Raw genomic sequence first — 17,527 nt, forward strand, 5'->3', positions numbered from 1 at the left:
CGCGGGCGGCGAGGGCCGATCCCCACCGAGCTTAAAAGACACCATGCGTTTCTGTTACCTACCCGGTCCCTCCACCGAGGGCCATGCCGCCGGTGGCCGCGCGCGCCCGGGCCGGCAGCGAGCTCACGCCCCGGCGGAGGCGCGGCCGCGCGGCCCCCTCCAGGCGCGCCTCGCCGAGCGCCGGCCGAAACACATCCCGCGCCAAGAGCGCCATCGCGTTGACATTCCAGGCGGCGCGCCGCTAACGTGCCGGGCGGGTCGTCCGCTCGTCCGACGAGCTCCCGTTTGTGTTGCTGATCTTTGTCTCCCCGCTCCCACGTCGGCTCACTGGACGCCGGCCCGCGTTACCCACCGTCGCCGATCGCGCAGGCGCAGCTTCGGTTCGGCCCGCGGTGGGTCGGACGGGTCGGGAGGTTCTGGGCGAGGTGGTGCAGCGATCCCGTCCCCGAGGAGCCGATGGCTGAAGAAAAGAAGAAGAGCAAAATCGATCTGAAGGCTCGGCTTGGCAAAACGTCGATGGGCGGGGCACCGGGAGCGGCCGTCCCCCTCCCCGTGCCAGGCCCGCAGCCCGGATCGGGGCCGCCGCCCGACGGGAGCCCCGTCCCGGTGCCCACGCCGCATCCGAGCGCGCGGCCGCCCATGCCCTCGGTGGGGGGCATCGCTCCTCCGCCGGGCATCTCGCAGGGCATCTCGCCAGGCATCCCGCTGCCTCCGTTCGCGCCGGCGCCGCGCACCATCCAGACGCCGCCGCCCAAGCCGACCGCGGCCGCGCAGACCATCAAGGTCGAGATCGGCGAGGAGGTCGAGCAGGAGCGCCGGAAGGCCTCGAAGCGGACGGCGCTGTACGCGGCCCTGACGGCGCTCGTCGGCATTGCCATCGGCTTCGCGGCCGGCGGCGCGAAGGAGCGCGGCGATCGCGGCAAGCTCGCGGTCCAGGGCGCCGGGCTGCTCGAGAAGGACGTGCGGGCCGCGAACGAGAAAATGCAGGAGCTGAGCCAGAAGCTCAGCGCCGCCGCCGAGCAGCTCTCGTCGAAGAAGTTCCCCACGCAGCTCACGACCGATCTGGGCGCCATCAACATCCCGTTCGACGCGACCAACCTGGAGGGCAAGCAGGTCGGCAGCCTTCCCGGGCGTGTGCTGCGCCAGGTCCTCGCCTACACCACGTCGGTCCAGGATCTGAACAAGACGAAGGACAGCCTCAAGAACCTGCTCGTCGCGGCGCAGGCTCCCGTCGAGAAGTCGTGGAAGGAGCAGGCGGAGCCCGTGGCGAACTTCTCGGTGGTCTTCCGCCGGGACGGCGACAAGACGCTGGCGGAGCTCGTCCCCAACAAGGCGCCCTTCCCGTTCGGGAAGGACTGGCCGGCGAAGTACACGGTGACCCGTCTGGAGCGCACGCAGCAGGGCATGAAGCCGGCGGAGAAGGAGGTCATTCGCTGGACGAGGGGCGACCTCGCCGGCGGCGATCTGCAGGCGCTCCCGGTCGATCCCCAGACCGTTGCCGCATTCACCAGCGAGCAGATCGTGTTCAAGCTTGCCGGTGCGATGCGCGACATCCGCCAGCTGCTCGAGGGCAACAAGGACAACCCCGCGACCGAGACGGACGGCCTGATCAAGGAAGGCGACAACCTGGCGAACGAGCTCCACAAGATCTCCCTCGCCCGATAAGCGGACGGTCACCCGCTTCGGATACGGGCCCACCTCGGCGTTTTCGGTGCTCAGCGCACTGGAGTGCGCTTCCGCGCCGAAAACGCCGATCTGGGCCCGTCTCCTGTGCGGGTGACCGCCCGCTTTGCTCGCCATGAGCGCCGATCTGGTCGCCGTGAGCGCCCGAACGGGTCGCCGTGAGCGCCCGAACGGGTCGCCATGAGCGCCCGAACGGGTCGCCATGAGCGCCCGCTCGGGGGTGTTCGTGGCCCATTCAGGTGGAAATCAAGGAAGCGGTAGGCCCCCGGAGAGGGTGTTCGTGAGGCGGCGTGGGGGACGGACCGATGTCCGAGCCCCAGTCGACGTTCGCTCTCCGGCGCGCGGAGCGCATCGGGGAGCGAACGTCCCGGGCGAGTTCGGTGGGGCCCCCACGCCGCCCCACGAACACCCTCTCCGGGGGCCGGGCAGCTCGGCAAGATCTCTCGCTCGCCCAGGCATGGACCTGGCCGATGCGCACCCAGACCCGCGCCGAGCCAGCCTGCCCGGCGGCCCGGCGTGACCCCCGCGACGCCGGCTCAGCGATCCGGGCCGCCCCGAGGATCAGGCTGCGCCGCCAGCGCCCATGGCGCCGCCTGCACCCATGGCGCCGCCGGCGCTCATCGCCCGGGGACGCACGATCTCGACCTTGCCGATGTGGCGCTCGTCGCTGTCCCGCACGATGAAACGCAGCCCGAACTTGCTCACCGCGGTGCCCACCTCGGGCACCTTGCCCACATGCTTCATGAGCATGCCGCCGAGCGACTCGTACTGCCCCTCGCGATCGAGCTCCGCGCCCAGGTAAGCCGACAGATCGCTCATCGATACGGCCGCGTCGGCGACCAGCCGCCCGTCGCCGAGATCCTGGATCGCCGCCCCGTCATCCGTCTCGTCGTGCTCGTCGCGGATGTCGCCGACGATCTCCTCGAGCACGTCCTCGAGGGTGACAATCCCCGACATCCCACCAAACTCGTCGACCACGATGGCGAGGTGCTGCCTGCGGCTCTTCATCTCCTTGAGCAAAGAGGACAGCGGCTGCGACTCGGCGACGAAATTGGCCGGGCTCCGCGTGATCTCCCGGAGCGTCGTGCTCTTCAACCCGCGCTCCTCGAGGACCTTGAACAGGTCCTTCGCATACAGAAGACCAGCGATGTTGTCGATCTGGTCCGTGTAGACCGGATACCTGGAGTGCCCGCTCTCCGTGACGAGCTCCAGCACCTCCTCGAGCGGCGTGGAGATCTCGATGGCCTCGACCTTGGACCGCGGCACCATGACGTCCCGCGCCGTGAGGTCGGCGAACTCGAGCACATTGCGGATCATCTCCGCCGGCTCTCGCCCGAAGAGACCGGAGCGCTCGACCTCATCGACGAGGATCTCGACCTCCGCCTCGGCGACCCGCGGATCCGAGGCCTGCTCGCCGTCCTTCGCCCCCAGCCTGGAGCCGATCCAGCCGAGCGGTATGGCGAGCGGCAGCATCGCAATCTCGAGAGGGCGCAGGAAGCGGACCGCCGTCGAGGCTGCCCGATCGGCGTGCTTGCGGCCGAGCGTGGAGCTGACCTCGTAAAGGGCGCCGCTCAGGAGGATGGTCGTCGCCAGCCCGAGGTAGAGCCCAGGGCCCGGAATGCTCGTCCGGAAGAGCCGATCGAAGAATGCGGCGGTCAGGCTCGTCGACACGACCCAGCCGAGCAGGTACCGGGAGCGCAGCTTGGCGTCTTCTCGACGAATCCGCTCGTAGGCGGCCTTCGTGGGGCCCGTCGATTGCTCAATCAGGGCGCCGAGCCTTGAAGCGCTCAGCGTCGTCAGCGCCGTGTCCGCTCCGACGAACAGCGAGCCAAGTACAGCGGATAGAACTGCAGCGCCAAGCGCTGGCAATGGGACAAAATCGGGACTCAAACCGAGGCTCCTACCGGGGGAATCGTAACGGAACAGGCGAGGGGAGCGCAACCGGACCGCGGCGCGAAATCACACGAAAGAATGGAACCGCGCGTCCTCTTCACGCCCCCTGGACCCTTGCAGGGCCGCACACTCCAAGGCTCGACCCGGAAATCGAGCTCCGTCAGGGACATGAGACCTGGATCCGCCGAAGTCCAGGGGTTTGCCATCTTTTGCAGTTTTTCTCCTACCTCTCCGGAATTTCACCCTCATTGGCTACCCCGGTGAAGCCACGGAGGACGGAAAAGCGAGCCGTGGCCAGGGAAAGCGGCCTCTCGGCGACGTCCTCGCCGAGCTCGGGCGCGCCCAGCGCAACGACCTGTCCGTCCGGAGCAAGCCATACCGACGCGCCAGGATGCGTAGGAACGACGGTGAAGTCGGATTCGGTGAGAGCCTGACCGAGGCGCGCGCGCCGGGCGCCGTGCTCGGTCAGGAACGCGACGGGCAGGCTGGACGACGCTGCCTCGGCGAGCGGGCGGAGCGCCGCGCGCAGCGCGTCGACGCCGGCGTCGAGGGCCACCGCCTGGTCCAGGGTGAAGCGGCCGCTCGCGGTGCGGCGGAGCGCCGACAGGTGCGCGGGGACCTCGAGGTGCACGCCGAGATCGCGCGCCAGCGAGCGGACATAGTAGCCCTTGCTGACCGCGAGATCGAGCTCGAGGGTGGCGGTCGCGGAGCCCGTGGCCGGCGCGCCGGCGAGCGCTGCAGGATCGCCGGCGAGCGCTGCGGGGTCGCCGCCCGGCGCGCCGGCGAGCGCTGCGGGGTCGCCGCGCGACGCGCCGGTGAGCCCGAGCGACCGGACCTCGACCGCCCGGGCGGACAGGTCCACCGCCTGGCCAGCGCGCGCCAGGGCGTAGCTGCGCTGCCCCGCGACCTTGATGGCCGAGTAGGCCGGCGGCGTCTGAGCCCGGCGCGCGCGCTCGGCGTCGAGCGCCGCGGCGAGGCGCGGCGCCGCGCGCGCGAGCGCCTCGCCCGCGTCGCCACCGAGGGGGCCGCCGGCCCGCGCGAGCGCGTCGAGCTCCTCGTCGAGCCACCGCGGCAGGGCCCGCGTCGCGGTGACCTCGCCGTCCGCGTCGAGGGTGTCTGTCCCCACGCCGAGGACGACCCGCGCCGTGTAGCGCTTGTCCTGCGCGGTCAGGTACGGGGCGAGCTTGGTGGCCTCCCCGACGAGCACGACGAGGACGCCGGACGCCATCGGGTCGAGCGTCCCGGCGTGCCCGACGCGCTTCACGCCGAGCGCGCGGCGCAGCCGGGCCACGACGTCATGGCTCGTCGGCCCGCTGGGCTTGTCGATCACCAGCACGCCGTCCCGACGCGGGCCCGGACCGGCCGGCCGCTCGGACGCCGGGCGATGCCCCGGCCTCGTGGGGGGCTCGGGCTTGGGTGGAGGATCCGACAGCGCAGCTCGCTTCATCCGAACCAGATCGATTTCCGGGTGGCCAGGGTTTCGTCGATGAGCCCCTGGATCGTGGCGCGCACGCGCTCGGCGAGGCGCCGCACCAGGAGCTGGTCGTCCGCCGCCTCCGGGCCGTAGGCGTCGAAGTGAACCGGCTCGGCCAGGCGGATCTTCCACTTGGTGGGCGCGGGCACCAGGCCGAGCGGCCCGAGGGCGGGGAACGTGGGGGTGATCGGCAGGTAGGGGATGCCGAGCGCGCGCGTGACGTGCTCGACGCGGTAAAGGAGCGGGTTCGTCTCCTCCGCGCCCACGATCGCGCAGGGGATGAGCGGCGTGCGCGTGCGCAGGCAGAGCCGGATGAACCCGCCGCGACCGAACCGCTGGAGCCGGTACCGGTCCTTGTACAGCTTGCCGATGCCCTTGACCCCCTCCGGGAACACCGCGATGAGCCGCCCGCCCGCGAGCAGCCGCTCGGCGTTCTCCTGGCACGCCCGCACGGCCCCGAGCCGGTTCATGATCGTGCCGGCGAACGGCAGGTAGTACACGAAGTCCTCCGCCAGCCAGCGGAGCTCGCGCTGCGCCGGGTGCTCGCGCCGCACCGCCGTCCGCAGCATGAGCCCGTCGTAGGGGATCGGCCCGCCCGAGTGGTTGGACACCACGAGGCACCTCCCCTCGCGCGGGATGTGCTCGATCCCCTCGAGATCGACCCGGAAATAGTGCCGGTACAGGAAGTCGAAGAGCACCTTGTACCGGGCCTCGTACTTGGGATCGAAGCCGAACTCGTCGACCTCCTCCGAGCGGCTGCGCAGGCCGGCGCGCCCCCACTGGCGCAGGTAGAAGTCGGTCGACAGGACGTCCCGCGCCGTCCCGCTCCCGGGGGGCAGCGGGGGCTCGCTCGCCGGGGCGGCCGAGGCGGCGCCGCCGGCGCCGGCGATGGGGATCCGCGCCGCCGTCGGCTCCAGGGCGGCCGCGCCGCCCGCCCCTTGCCCTCGATCCACGGCGAGGATGCTCTTGAGCCGCGCCTCGAGCTCCCGGATCTGGCGCTCCAGCTCCTCGGCCGTCACCGGCATCGCCGGGGCGTGCAGCCCGGGGGGCTGCGTCTTCCGCGCCTCCGAGGGCTCCGTCGGGCCGATCGGCGCCAGGTACCGGGCCTCCTCCTCCTCGACGTCGATGCTCGGCATGAGCTGCGTCGCCCCCGAGAGATCAGGCCGCCCGCGCGCCGGCGCCGACGGTCCGTTCGCTGCTCCCTTGCGCTCTCGACCCTGTTCCGTCGCCATGTCCCTACCCCCCGTCCACCTCATGCCGGTGTCTCCTGAAGGAGCCGCACGTCCCGGAGCCGCTGCGCGCTGATGTAATCGAGCAGCGCTTCGCGCGTGGTGTACACCGGCCGGAAGCCCATGACCCGCGCCGCCTTCTGGCCGTCTGCCACACAGAGATAGCGCAGGTACTGGAGGAAGCTCGGGGGCGCGAGCGCCGCGTGCGCGGCCCAGAGGGCCGAGACGAGCGGGCCGGCGGCGCTGTGCAGCACCGGGACGCGCGTCCGGCCCGCGAGGCGCACCACCGTGGAGAGCGGGAGCACGCCGTCGCCGACGATGTTGAACGTCCCCGGGAAATCGCCGTCGATCGCGAGCTTGAAGGCGGCGATCGCGTCGACCTCGTGGATGAACTGCCACAGCGGGTCGAAGCCGAGCAGGGTCATGACCGGCCGCCGCGCCAGGTACCGGGTCAGGTAATTCTGGACCGTCGGGCCGAGGATGGGCGCGGTGCGGAGGATCGTGACGATCGTGCCCTTGGCCTGCGCGCCGAAGGCGTTGACCTCCCGCTCGGCGGCCATCTTGTCGGCGAAGAAGCGCTCTTCCGGATCGGCGCGGAGCGGGTGCTTCTCCGTGAGGAAATTGGGGTTGGTCGGGTGGGCTCCGTAGAGGATCGTCTGGCTCCAGAGGACCAGCTTGCGCAGGCTCGCCTGGCGCGCGCCGTGGAGCAGGTGCATCGTGCCCACCGACTCGAGCTCATGGGCCCAGGCGGTCGCCGGGGTCGGCGACGAGAGGAAGCAGAGGTGGACGAGCGTGTCCACCCGCTCGGCCGCGAGCACCTCGGTGACGCGCTCCTCGGACGCGGGCGCCGTCAGGTCGATCGTGTGCAAGCGCAGCTTGGAGCCGCCCGTGTCCGGCGGCTTGACGTCGATCGCCACGACGCGGGCGATCTGCGGGTCTTCCTCGAGGATGCCGATGAGGTTGCGCCCCAGGAAGGACGCGGCGCCGGTGAGCGCGACGACGCGGCCCCTCCGGGACGAGGGCCCTCGCCGGCTGGACGGCGAGGCCTCCACGGCAGACGTCGACGCGGGCTCGCCCGGGTCGTCCGTGGCCGCGTCGGCCTGGCGTGGGGGGACGGCCCGCTCCTCTCCGGCGGCGGAGCGCGGCTCGGTGGCGTCGAGCTCGGTGGCGTCGAGGGCCGGAGCGTCGGGGGGCTCGGACAGGGAAGCCATGCGCGCGGCCGCGACACTAGCTGGTCGGCTGGCGCAAGCAAGAGCGGCGCGCGCCCGGCAGCGTGAGCCCGCCGGAGCGCCCGGGATCTCCGCGGCGCGGCCGGCGGCCGGCCGCCGGCGCCGGCGGCTCACAGCGCCCGGCGAAGCACCGGATACGGCTCGAACGAATGCACCTCGACGAATCCGTTCTTCGTGAACGCCGAGGCAGGGCCGGTCCACAGCTCCTCGTCGCGCAGCGGCTCCTTCGAGCGGCGGGGCAGGGCCTCGAGGGCGCGCGCGCCCCAGGCGGGCGCGAGCTCCACCGCGCCCGCGACGAGCGCCGTCGCGACGCCTCGCCGGCGGTGGTCCGGGTGCACCACGGCGCAGCCGATCAGGAAGACGCCGTCGCGATCGCCCGCGAAGCAGGGCAGCCCCTTGTACGGCCGGCGCTCGTACGCCTTGGTCACGGCCGCGACCGGCGCGACCTTGAGCCACCCGATGACGTCCGGCGCGAGCGCCACGACGCCCCGCGCCTCGTCGCTGCCCGCGGCGAGCGCCTCGGCGAACTCCCGGCGGTTCTCGCCCTGGCCGTCCGAGCACCGCGCGAGCCACGCGTTGTTGGTGCCCCCGAAGTGGAAGAACCGGCAGTAGCAGGCGGTGCCGACCGCCTCGAACAGCGCCTCGAGCCCGGAGAGGTGCTCCGGGCCGGCCGCCGCGATCGCGATCGCCGCGCTCATCCCGTCACGCGAGCGGCGCGCGCAGCGCGCGCACCGGAGAGATCTGCTCCCACGCGTAGGCGGCCCGGAGGAGCCGGGCCTCCTCCAGCGCGGGGCCGATGAGCTGCAGGCCGACGGGCAGCGGCGGGCCGCCGTCCGGCGCCGGCGCGGTCGCGCACGGGACGCTGATCGCGGGCAGCCCGGCCATGCTGGCGGGCAGCGTGTAGACGTCGGCCAGGTACATCGAGAGCGGGTCGTCCACCCGCTCCCCCAGCCGGAACGCGACCGTCGGCGACACGGGCGCCGCGACGAGGTCGACCTCGCGGAACGCCTCGTCGAAGTCGCGCCGGATGAGCGTGCGGACCTTCTGCGCGCGCAGGTAGTACGCGTCGTAGTAGCCCGCGGAGAGCACGTACGTGCCGAGCAGGATGCGGCGCTTGACCTCGCGGCCGAACCCTTCGCCCCGCGTGGCGCCGTAGAGGGCCTGGAGGTCCGCCTTGCCGCCGCGCTCGCCGTCCACGCGCAGCCCGAAGCGCACGCCGTCGAAGCGCGCCAGGTTGGACGACGCCTCGGCGGTCGCGACGATGTAGTAGGCCGCCACGGCGTAGCGCGTGTGCGGCAGGTGCACCGGCCTGATCTCGCAGCCGAGCCCGCGCAGGCCGTCGATGGCCCCCCGCACCTTCGCCCCGACCTGCTCGTCGAGGCCCTTCGCGAAGTACTCCTCGGGCACGCCGATGCGCAGCCCCGCGACGTCGCGGCCGCACGCGGCCTCGTACGCGCCCACCGGCGCGTCGAGGCTCGTCGCGTCGCGCGGGTCGCGGCCCGCGATCACCTCGAGCAGGCGCGCCGCGCTCTTCACGTCCTGCGCGAACGGCCCGATCTGGTCGAGGCTCGAGGCGAACGCGATGAGGCCGTAGCGAGAGACCCGGCCGTACGTCGGCTTGAGGCCGACCACGCCGGTGAGGCTCGCCGGCTGCCGGATGGAGCCCCCCGTGTCCGAGCCGAGCGAGCCGGGGGTCATCCCCGCCGCCACCGCGACCGCGCTGCCGCCGGACGAGCCGCCGGGGGTGCGCGCCCGGTCCCACGGGTTCTTCACCGGGCCGAACGCGCTGTTCTCGTTCGACGAGCCCATCGCGAGCTCGTCCATGTTGCACTTGCCCGGCAGGATCGCGCCCGCGGCGCGCAGGCGGGCGACGACCGTCGCGTCGTACGGGGGCCGGTACCCGCGCGCCGGGTCGGGCGCGCGGGCCGCGCCCGCCGCCGCCCGCGTGAGGATCTTCGAGCCCGCCGTGGTGGGGGCGCCCTCGGTGCAGAGCGCGTCCTTGAGCCCGATCGGCACGCCCGCGAGCGGGCCGAGCGCCTCGCCGCGCGCGCGCCGCGCGTCGAGCGCGCGCGCGGCCTCGAGGGCCTGCTCTGCCTGCACCGTCAGGAAGGCGTTGAGCGCGCCGTCGCGCTGCTCGATGCGCGCGAGCGCGGCCCTCGCCACCTCCTCGGCGCTCACCTCGCCGCGCTGCACGAGCGCCGCGATCTCGGGGATGGATCGATCGAGGATCGCTGTGTCCATCGGCCTCACCCCTCGTCCACGAACGCCGGCACGGCGAAGCCGTCGTCCTCCACCCGCGGGGCCTCGCGCAGGGCGACCTCGCGCGGCAGGCTCGGCGCCTCCTCGTCGGCGCGCAGCGGCAGCCGCTCGATCTGCACGTGCGCCGTCGGCGGCACGGCCGAGACGTCGAGCTCCTCGAGCTGCCGGACGTAGCGCAGGATGTTGCCGAGATCGCCGGTGAGGCGTTCCATCTCCTCGGCGGAGAGATCGAGGTGGGCGAGGCGCGCGATCGTCACCGCCTCGTCGCGGCGGATGGGGGGCGAGTCAGCGTTCGACATGGCGAGGCGCCCGATGTAGCACCGCCGGTTCCGAGGAGGCTAGCGCTGGTCGCACGAAGTGAGGCCGGCGCCGGGGCGGCCGCGGCGCGATGGGCCCGCCGGCGCGCCCCCCCCGAGTCTGGCCACGGTGCAGAAACGGTGATAACGGCGGGCTCCCGCGCGCCCGGTCGTCCTCGGCCGCACGGGCAGGAGCCTCTTCCCCCGCGCGTTGTTGCTGGCGAATGCAGTCCCCCGAAACGCCCTCCCTGCGCCGCGAGCGCATCGGCATCATCGTCCTCTGCGCGTCCGCGGCCGTGGCGATGTCGCCGGGCGTGGGCGGCGGCGCGCGCGACCGGTCGACCGCGCTCGCCACGGCGCTCGCGGAGCAGGGCATCGCGGCGGCGCCCGGCGACGTGGTGTGGGTGGACCCGCCGGGCGGGGCGTTCCGGCCGTTCGGCCTGAGCGCGCGGGCCGTCGCGCGCGGCGCCGTCCGGGGCGAGCCCACCGATCTGTACCTCGTCGACACGGAGCTCTCGCCGGAGGGCGTCTTGCTCGCCGTCTCGGGGATCCACAACCTCACGGAGACGAGCGGCGCGGAGGAGTCGAGGCCCGTGGTCCGCCGCGAGACGCTCGCGTACGTCTCGCGCCCGCTGATCGAGGCCGCGTCGCCCACCGTGCACGTGCTCCACCTCGACGGTCAGCCCGTGCGGAGCGGCGGGGACTGGTCCCGGATCGAACGGCTGCAGAACGCCGTCACGAACTGGCAGACGACTGGTCGGTTCCGCGGGATCGGACGGCGGACGTTCGCGATCGACGTCTCCCGGGGCGCACCTCCCGGCGCCGAGGAGCCCGGCGCCAAGGAACCCGACGCCAAGGAACCCGGCGCCGAGGCGCCCGGAGGTGACGCGCCCGGAGGGGCGACCCGCCCATCGAGCGCGCGCGATGTCGAGATCGCCCTGGAAGACGACCGCGCCGTCGTCGTGCGCGCGAGCGGCCGCGAGGCGCGCCTGCCGTTGCGCGGCGCGGCGGACGCGCCGCTGCCCCCGTGGATCCGCGCCGAGGCGAGCGAGACCGCGCGGCCGGGGAACGTCGTCACGTGGGCGGTCGATCGCGTGCGGTTCGTGATCGGCGACGACGCGATGCAGACGGTCAAGGCCGTGGCGTTCACGGCGCTCGATTTCATCCTGCGCAACAAGGAGGCGGTGACGGGCGACACGGGCGCCGAGGACATCGCCGCGGATCTCGGCAAGAGCGCGCTCGATCCGCCCGTCCGCCAGATCCCGATCGACCCCGAGATCGGCTGGCCGCCGCCGCCGCTCGTGCCGTGGGTGACGCCCCCGCTGCCCGGCGAGGGGCAGTGGACCCCGCAGGGCGGCGACGCCTTCGTGCGCAAGCTCGACGGGCTCCCGCCGGCGTTCATGACCACCTTCCTCCGGGCGGATCGCGCGCGCAAGGCGACGCGCGTCTACATCGCCCTCTGGGATCCCCGCCAGGTGGAGCTGCACATGATGGCGGGCACGGTGGAGCCCAAGGGCGCGACGGGCGAGGCGGGGCCGGGGCTCATCCCGCGCACGCCCGAGGTCATGAAGCGCGTGGTCGCCGCGTCGAACGCGGGCTTCCAGGCCATGCACGGCGAGTTCGGCATGATGGCCGACGGGGTCGTGTACCTCCCGCCGAAGCCCTACGCCGCCACCGTGGCCGTCCGGCGCGACGGCAGCACCGTCTTCGGGACCTGGTCCGAGGACGAGACCATCCCCGAGTGGATGCTCTCGTACCGCCAGAACATGACGGTGATGGTGCAGGACGAGAAGTGGAACCCCTACGGGCGGACGTGGTGGGGCGGCACGCCGCCCGGGTGGGCCGACAAGACCCACACGGTCCGGAGCGGCATCTGCCTGACGAAGGAGCGCTTCGTCGCGTACTTCTACGGGGGCGACATCAGCCCCGAGGCCCTCGCCCGGGCGATGATCCAGGCCCGCTGCGCCTACGGGATCGCGCTCGACATGAACGCGGGTCACAGCGGGCTCGAGTTCTATTACGTGGCGCCGGGCGGCGAGCTGCCGGTGCTGGGCCGCGCGCTCCGGGGGGAATGGGAGGCCGAGGGGGATGTCTCGGGGCTCTCGGGATACCGGTTCCGCGGCCGCCGCCTGATCCGCGGCATGGGCCTCATGAACTTCCCCCGCTACATCCGGCGGGAGTCGCGCGATTTCTTCTACATGACGCTGCGGCACCTGCTCCCGGGGCCGCCGCTCGCGCCGCGCGTCGCCCCGCCCGAGGCGGGGGAGGGCGTCTGGCGCACCCAGGGGCTCCCGCAGCACGGCTTCCCGTACGCGCTCGCGACCACCGAGATCCGCCCCGACCCCGCGCGGCCGGACGTGCGGCTGCGCGTGCTCAAGGTGGACCCGCGCACCGTCGCGGTCGCCGCGGACGGCGAGCCCGGCACGCCGCCTGGCGCGGCCGCGAGCGGCGCGACCGTGGCGGTGCTCGCCGCCGATGCGGTCGCGCCCGGGGCAGGTCAGGGCGACGTGGCGGGCGCCTGGCATTCGGCCGGAGCGTTCTCGATCTCGCCCACCGCTCCGGTGCGCGGCGCGGTCCGCCTGGCGACGGGGTACAGCGGCAGCGCCGGCGCCGTGGCCGGCGTCGGGGTCAACGACGAGGACGGGATGCTGATCTACGTCGAGCGGGCGACGGCCGAGCGCCCCGCCGCGCCGCTGGCCGCGCCGCCGCCGGCCGCCTCGGCGCCTCCCGCGCCCCGCGCGGACCCCCGCGACGCGAGGCTGATCCAGGAATTCTTGGCGGGGCTCGGCTGCTCCTCGCGCATCTTCTTCCTCCGGCCGCTCTCGCTGGCGCTCGGCGGCGATACCGATCTTTCCGGTGCCGCCGTCCACCCGCCCTCGGGGCCGCGGGTCGTGCGGCTCACGCGCGCGGAGGCTCCCGGCGCAGGTCGGATGTTCGAGGACACGCCGGTTGTTCCGCGCAGCGTCTGGTATCCGCTGCAGCAGAAGCGAGTCAGGTACTTCAAGAAGCCGAAGAAAGAGGAAAATTCGGACGTCAGCGACTGAGCGCAGGGGCGTCTTGGAACCTCCCCTGTGTGCAGTAGGCGCTTGTGCGCGGGTGGCCCGACGGACTAGAAGAGGGTGGCCGGTGCGCCGTTTGCAGTCCTTTGGAGCTCACGACCTCTCAGCGCGGATCGGCGTGGGCTCGCTGGGTGACGTCATCCGCGCGATGTGCTGGAAATGCGAGCGTGCCGTCGTAATGAGGCGCGCGCTGCGTCATCCCTGCCGCGATCCGGGCGCGGGCGGCGGGCTTCGTCCTGCCGCGCGGCCTGCGCGCGCGCTCGACCGCGCGGCCCGGGCCGCCGTCGCCGGCGGCGGGGACCGAGTCGCGTCCATTGCATACGACGATGTGCCCGGACGGTATTGCGGAATTTTCGGCGCGGGGCGGTCCGCGCCGGCGGATCGAGGCGCGATCACGGGGCGGCGGGGTCGCCTCGCGATGGACGTCTGTCTCCGGGAGATGTCGACGTTCGAGCGCTCGTTCGGGCGGACGCATGCCGCGGACGTCGCGCGGTGTATCGCCGAGAGCGATGCTCGGGATCGGCGTGAAATGGCGGCGCGCGCCGCGCCGGGCCGCGCCGGAGCTGCCCTGAAGGCGCTCGCGAAATTACCGGAGCAGCGGTACCCTGCAGCAGACCAGGGTCACGCAGAGCTACCCGGGCTCGCCCGCGAGGAGGGCTTGCTCGTCGATGTTGCGCGCGTCGCGCGGTGCATGCGCGATCGTTTTCCCGGAAGCCGCGGCGAACGGCGCCGCATGTCCTGAGGAGTTCTCGAACATGGCCGATAACAAGGGCGGCAGCGATCTGGACGTATTCGAGGGGCTCGCGAAGAAGTCGTCACGCCCCACGGGCCCTGCGCTCGCGCCTCCCTCGACGCCGCCGCAGCGAAAGCGCACCCTCGCGGGAGGGGTCAGCGCGCTGCCGCCGCCGAACCATGCCGTGACGCTCCCCTCGGGGGTGCCCTCGCCGCTGCCCCCGCCGCCCCTCCCGAAGGGGACCAGCCCCGGCTCGCTGCCCCCGCCACTGCCCCCTTCGGCCAGGACGAGCGCCCTGCCGCCCGTGGTTCCGCCCCCCTCGCGTCACCCGTCTCTCCCGGCGATCCCGCCCCCGCAGCTGCCGCCCGTGAGCGTGGTGCCGCCGCCTCCGACCAGCGTCCCGCCCGGCTCGCTGCCCCCGGTGGTCCCTCCGCCGATGAGGCCGCCGTCGATGAAGCCGTCGCAGAGGCCACCGCTGGGAGAGCCGAGGCCGCGCCGGGCGAAGGGCGCCGCCGTCGACATGGACTGGGACGATGATGATGAAGAGTCGACCCATGTCTACGACCGGCAGGGGAACGAGGTCGTGCCCGTGCGACCGAGCCCGCCGCCGACCGTGAGCTCGCCGGGGCTCCCGAAGGCGGCGGCGGCGCTGCTCGCGACCTCCGGCGGCACGGCGCCGGCCGCGAAGGCGCGTACCCCGATCCCGGCGCCGCCGGCGATCCCGACGCCGCCGGCGATCCCGAGCGCCCCGCCGATCCCGAGCGCCCCGCCGATCCCGAGCGCCCCGCCCGCGCCGCCGATGCCCGAGATCGGGCACCGCCCGCTGTCGCGCAACGACGAGCCGACGGCGATCCGCCCGCGCCACGTGGTGCCGCAGGGGGGCAGCAAGGCGGGCGTGGTCCTCGGCGGGCTCGCGCTGGTCGCCGTGCTCGTCCTCGCCGCGGTGATCCTGATTCCGAAGAAGGGCGCGCTTTCCATCGATCTGAAGACGCCGGACGGCAGCTCGGTCGCCAGGGCCGAGATCTTCATCGACGGTCAGAAGCGCTGCGACACCGTGCCGTGCATCGTGCGCGATCTCGAGCCCGGCTCGAAGGCGGTCAAGATCCTCGCCCCCGACTTCCCGCCGCGCGACGCCACCGAGGTCGTCGAGGGCGGCAAGGAGAAGGTCGTCGTGATCACGCTCGACGCCGACGGGGCGCCGGGGTCGACCGGCCTGAAGGCGTCGGGCGCGCAGCCCGGCGTGAAGGTCCTCGTCGACGGCGAGGAGAAAGGCACGCTGCCCGTGGAGGTGAGCGTCCCGCCGGGGGAGCACAAGGTCCGTTTCGAGGGGGGCGAGCGTTATGAGCCTCTGGAGCAGACGGTGGAGGTCGGACAGGGCCAGATGAAGGACCTGGGCGCGGTCGCGCTCAAGGTGCGGAAGGGGCAGGTCACGTTCGAGCTCGCCACCTCGGGGGCGTCGGTCAAGCTGCTGAACGCCAAGGGGGTGGAGAAGAAGCTGCCGGACTCGGCCTGGAAGAAGCCGCCTGTCCAGGTGGAGGTGGATCCGTCGGAGGGCTGGAAGGTCGTCGCCTCCAAGAGGGGGTATGACAACTTCAGCCAGGAGCTCTCGTTCGAGGACGGGCAGGCCGAGAAGACGGTCCGGATCGAGCTCCGCGAGGCGAGCAAGCCCGCGCCGGTCGCGGCCACGCCGGCGCCGGTCAGGGCGCCGCGGGAGGATCGCCCGGCGTCCGCGCCGGCGTCCGAGGCTGCCGCCGCGGGCGCGACGCTGAACATCAACTCGATCCCGGTCTCGAAGGTGGTCCTCGACGGGCGGCCGCTCGGGAGCACGCCGAAGGTCGGTCTGAGCGTCTCGGCCGGGTCGCACACGGTGACGTTCATCCATCCGGAGCTCGGGAGGAAGTCGGTCACCGTCTCCTTGAAGGCCGGAGAGACCAAGACCGCGGCCGTCAGGTTCGACTGATCCCGAGCGGTTGTCGGCGGAGGCGCAGAGAGGAGCGGGAGAATCGAGCGCGCCGTGCTCTCTGCTCCTCCGGCGGCTGGTCGTCTCTCTGGCCAGAGCGATGAGCGATTCGAACCGTCAAGGCGCCAGGAGAGGAGGAGAGTCTCCCCCCGGGCCCCGCAGGCTCCTGGATCACTTCGCGCTCTCGCCCGGGCTCTCGAGCCGCTCCGCCCAGGCGCGCCACGTGGGCGCGCAACGAGGCTCGTCCGCGTGCGCGCCCCCCGCGCAGTAGGCCGTGTCGCGCGGTGGCCCCAGCACGAGCATCATCGACTTGCTGACGAACGGCAGGTCGCGCCGCCAGATCTCCGCGAAGCCATCGAGGCGGCGGCGATACGCCTCCGCGGCGCGCTCTCCGAGGAGGTGATCGAGCTGCGCGCGGATCTGCTGCTGCAGCTCCTCGTCGTCCGTCACGGCGAGGGTGCGCTGGAGGAACCGGATCTGCGCCTCGCGCTCCCCGGCGCGCCCCAGGATGCCCGCGCCGCCGAGGGCCTGCCAGCTGATGTTCGCGTCGTTGCCGCCGAGCTCCGCGGCGCGCTGGAGCATCCGCGCCCCGTCGAGGCGCCACTGCGCCTTCTCGTCGGGATCGGTCAGGTAGCCGGCCGGCGCGATGAACGCGACGAACTGGCCGAGGGCGAGCCAGAGCTCGCCGTCGAGCGGGCGGTGCTTGACCCCGCGTTCCATGATCTCGCGCGCCTTGAGGATCTCCTCGCGGGGCGTCGTGCTCGCCTGAAAGGTGATCAGCGCGTCGGCGAACAGATAAGGGTCGCGGAACGTCGGATCGAGCGCATTGATGGAGTCGAGCAGCAGGGTGAGGTTCTCGAACCGGCGGCGCTCGAAGGTGTGCAGCCCCTGGGAGACGAGCACGTGCGACCAGAGCAGGTCGGCCAGGGCGGCGCGGTAGCCGAGCGACAGGGTGACCACATCGTCCGGCGGCGGCAGGACGTAGACGTCGGAGGTCTCCTTGACCCGGCGCTCCAGGTCGGCGGCCGGCGCGCGCACGCTCCCGATCGCCACGGCGGCCACCGCCGCGAGCGCGAGCGTGACGAGCGCGTCGCGGGCGCCCGAGAGCCGGGGGCGGGCCGCCGGCGGGCCGTCGGGCCCGGACGCCGCGCGAGCCCCCATCACTCCACCTCGCGGTCCACGAACATGCCCGGGAGCACGCGGGCGGGCTGACCGGGGACCCGATCGCCCCGCACCTCGAACGTGGACAGCGCCCCGTCGCCGTCGAGGTCGCCGTGGGCCGTGGCGACGAAGCGCATGATCTTCGTCGACGCGTCGAGCTCGCTCGTGAACTGGAAGGAGAACGCGTGCGGCTCGTCGAAGCGGAAATCGAGCGACTTCCACGTGAGGTGCTCCCACGCGTCCTTGGGGTCGACCGAGCGCACGCCGCGCGGCACCTGGGCCGGCGTGAGCGGGGCGGACGGCGGGAAGCTGATCTCCTGCGGCTTCGATTCGGCGTAGACGACCGCGTTGGTCACCAGCCGGTCGAGCCCCTCGATCGGCTCGCTCAGCTTGGAAGCGCTGAGATTCCGGAAGAAGGCCGGAACAGCGACGGCGAGGACGCTGCCGCCGACCGCGAAGGCCGCGCTGAGCTCCAGCGCGCTCCAGGAGCGCCAGGTCATGGCTCTCTCTCTACCTCACCCCGCCGCGATCCAACAAGCGCCACCGAGGCG

13 protein-coding genes are annotated in these 17,527 nt (G+C 73.0%); 4 read left to right on the forward strand and 9 right to left on the reverse strand.

Features of this window, described 5'->3' with window-relative positions:
* The first annotated feature begins 606 nt into the window (after nucleotides 1-606).
* On the forward strand, nucleotides 607-1,665 hold the full coding sequence (locus WMF31_RS16905; protein WP_436602931.1) for a formin: 1,059 nt from the start codon (nucleotides 607-609) through the stop codon (nucleotides 1,663-1,665).
* A gap of 579 nt (nucleotides 1,666-2,244) precedes the next feature.
* Here WMF31_RS16905 and WMF31_RS16910 read toward each other — a convergent pair.
* From WMF31_RS16910 to gatC, 7 genes are all read right to left on the reverse strand, one after another.
* On the reverse strand, nucleotides 2,245-3,573 hold the full coding sequence (locus tag WMF31_RS16910; protein WP_436602932.1) for a hemolysin family protein: 1,329 nt from the start codon (nucleotides 3,571-3,573) through the stop codon (nucleotides 2,245-2,247).
* 226 nt (nucleotides 3,574-3,799) lie between these two features.
* On the reverse strand, nucleotides 3,800-4,906 hold the full coding sequence (locus WMF31_RS16915; RefSeq protein ID WP_436602933.1) for a tRNA pseudouridine synthase B: 1,107 nt from the start codon (nucleotides 4,904-4,906) through the stop codon (nucleotides 3,800-3,802).
* Nucleotides 4,907-5,019: 113 nt separating this feature from the next.
* On the reverse strand, nucleotides 5,020-6,282 hold the full coding sequence (locus WMF31_RS16920) for a lysophospholipid acyltransferase family protein (protein WP_436602934.1): 1,263 nt from the start codon (nucleotides 6,280-6,282) through the stop codon (nucleotides 5,020-5,022).
* 20 nt (nucleotides 6,283-6,302) lie between these two features.
* Nucleotides 6,303-7,490: an NAD-dependent epimerase/dehydratase family protein gene (locus tag WMF31_RS16925; protein WP_436602935.1), complete on the reverse strand. Its 1,188-nt coding sequence runs from the start codon at nucleotides 7,488-7,490 to the stop codon at nucleotides 6,303-6,305.
* Nucleotides 7,491-7,618: 128 nt separating this feature from the next.
* Nucleotides 7,619-8,206, reverse strand: a complete 588-nt coding sequence (locus WMF31_RS16930; RefSeq protein ID WP_436602936.1) for a GNAT family N-acetyltransferase — start codon at nucleotides 8,204-8,206, stop codon at nucleotides 7,619-7,621.
* 4 nt (nucleotides 8,207-8,210) lie between these two features.
* Complete coding sequence (gatA, locus tag WMF31_RS16935) at nucleotides 8,211-9,749, reverse strand: Asp-tRNA(Asn)/Glu-tRNA(Gln) amidotransferase subunit GatA (protein WP_436602937.1); 1,539 nt, start codon at nucleotides 9,747-9,749, stop codon at nucleotides 8,211-8,213.
* Between the two features lie 5 nt (nucleotides 9,750-9,754).
* Nucleotides 9,755-10,066, reverse strand: a complete 312-nt coding sequence (gatC, locus tag WMF31_RS16940) for an Asp-tRNA(Asn)/Glu-tRNA(Gln) amidotransferase subunit GatC (RefSeq protein ID WP_129348706.1) — start codon at nucleotides 10,064-10,066, stop codon at nucleotides 9,755-9,757.
* A gap of 221 nt (nucleotides 10,067-10,287) precedes the next feature.
* On the opposite strand from gatC, the gene WMF31_RS16945 reads away from it, so the two are divergent.
* From WMF31_RS16945 to WMF31_RS16955, 3 genes are all read left to right on the forward strand, one after another.
* Nucleotides 10,288-13,107: a hypothetical protein gene (locus tag WMF31_RS16945; RefSeq protein WP_436602938.1), complete on the forward strand. Its 2,820-nt coding sequence runs from the start codon at nucleotides 10,288-10,290 to the stop codon at nucleotides 13,105-13,107.
* 454 nt (nucleotides 13,108-13,561) lie between these two features.
* Nucleotides 13,562-13,864, forward strand: a complete 303-nt coding sequence (locus WMF31_RS16950; protein ID WP_436602939.1) for a hypothetical protein — start codon at nucleotides 13,562-13,564, stop codon at nucleotides 13,862-13,864.
* A gap of 13 nt (nucleotides 13,865-13,877) precedes the next feature.
* Nucleotides 13,878-15,815 carry a PEGA domain-containing protein gene (locus WMF31_RS16955; RefSeq protein WP_436602940.1) on the forward strand — a complete coding sequence of 646 codons (1,938 nt, stop codon included), beginning with the start codon at nucleotides 13,878-13,880 and terminating at the stop codon, nucleotides 15,813-15,815.
* A 171-nt stretch (nucleotides 15,816-15,986) separates the two neighbouring features.
* On the opposite strand, the gene WMF31_RS16960 is transcribed toward WMF31_RS16955, so the two are convergent.
* Together WMF31_RS16960 and WMF31_RS16965 are read right to left on the reverse strand one after the other, a co-directional pair.
* Nucleotides 15,987-16,976: a hypothetical protein gene (locus tag WMF31_RS16960; RefSeq protein ID WP_436602941.1), complete on the reverse strand. Its 990-nt coding sequence runs from the start codon at nucleotides 16,974-16,976 to the stop codon at nucleotides 15,987-15,989.
* A complete protein-coding gene (locus tag WMF31_RS16965) occupies nucleotides 16,976-17,476 on the reverse strand; it encodes a hypothetical protein (protein WP_129348696.1) in 501 nt (166 codons plus the stop codon). The genes WMF31_RS16960 and WMF31_RS16965 overlap by 1 nt, the downstream gene beginning before the upstream one ends.
* Between the last annotated feature and the right edge of the window lie 51 nt (nucleotides 17,477-17,527).

The organism is Sorangium sp. So ce1036 (genome assembly GCF_051369805.1).
Lineage (GTDB): Bacteria > Myxococcota_A > Polyangia > Polyangiales > Polyangiaceae > Sorangium > Sorangium cellulosum_F.

Bases quoted from the DNA above. Each gene is read 5' to 3' on its own strand.
- gatA (WP_436602937.1), bottom strand. From the start codon at position 9,749: ATGGACACAGCGATCCTCGATCGATCCATCCCCGAGATCGCGGCGCTC.
- WMF31_RS16955 (WP_436602940.1), top strand. From the start codon at position 13,878: ATGGCCGATAACAAGGGCGGCAGCGATCTGGACGTATTCGAGGGGCTC.
- WMF31_RS16965 (WP_129348696.1), bottom strand. From the start codon at position 17,476: ATGACCTGGCGCTCCTGGAGCGCGCTGGAGCTCAGCGCGGCCTTCGCG.
- WMF31_RS16920 (WP_436602934.1), bottom strand. From the start codon at position 6,282: ATGGCGACGGAACAGGGTCGAGAGCGCAAGGGAGCAGCGAACGGACCG.
- WMF31_RS16950 (WP_436602939.1), top strand. From the start codon at position 13,562: ATGTCGACGTTCGAGCGCTCGTTCGGGCGGACGCATGCCGCGGACGTC.
- WMF31_RS16960 (WP_436602941.1), bottom strand. From the start codon at position 16,976: ATGGGGGCTCGCGCGGCGTCCGGGCCCGACGGCCCGCCGGCGGCCCGC.
- WMF31_RS16925 (WP_436602935.1), bottom strand. From the start codon at position 7,490: ATGGCTTCCCTGTCCGAGCCCCCCGACGCTCCGGCCCTCGACGCCACC.
- WMF31_RS16930 (WP_436602936.1), bottom strand. From the start codon at position 8,206: ATGAGCGCGGCGATCGCGATCGCGGCGGCCGGCCCGGAGCACCTCTCC.
- WMF31_RS16945 (WP_436602938.1), top strand. From the start codon at position 10,288: ATGCAGTCCCCCGAAACGCCCTCCCTGCGCCGCGAGCGCATCGGCATC.
- gatC (WP_129348706.1), bottom strand. From the start codon at position 10,066: ATGTCGAACGCTGACTCGCCCCCCATCCGCCGCGACGAGGCGGTGACG.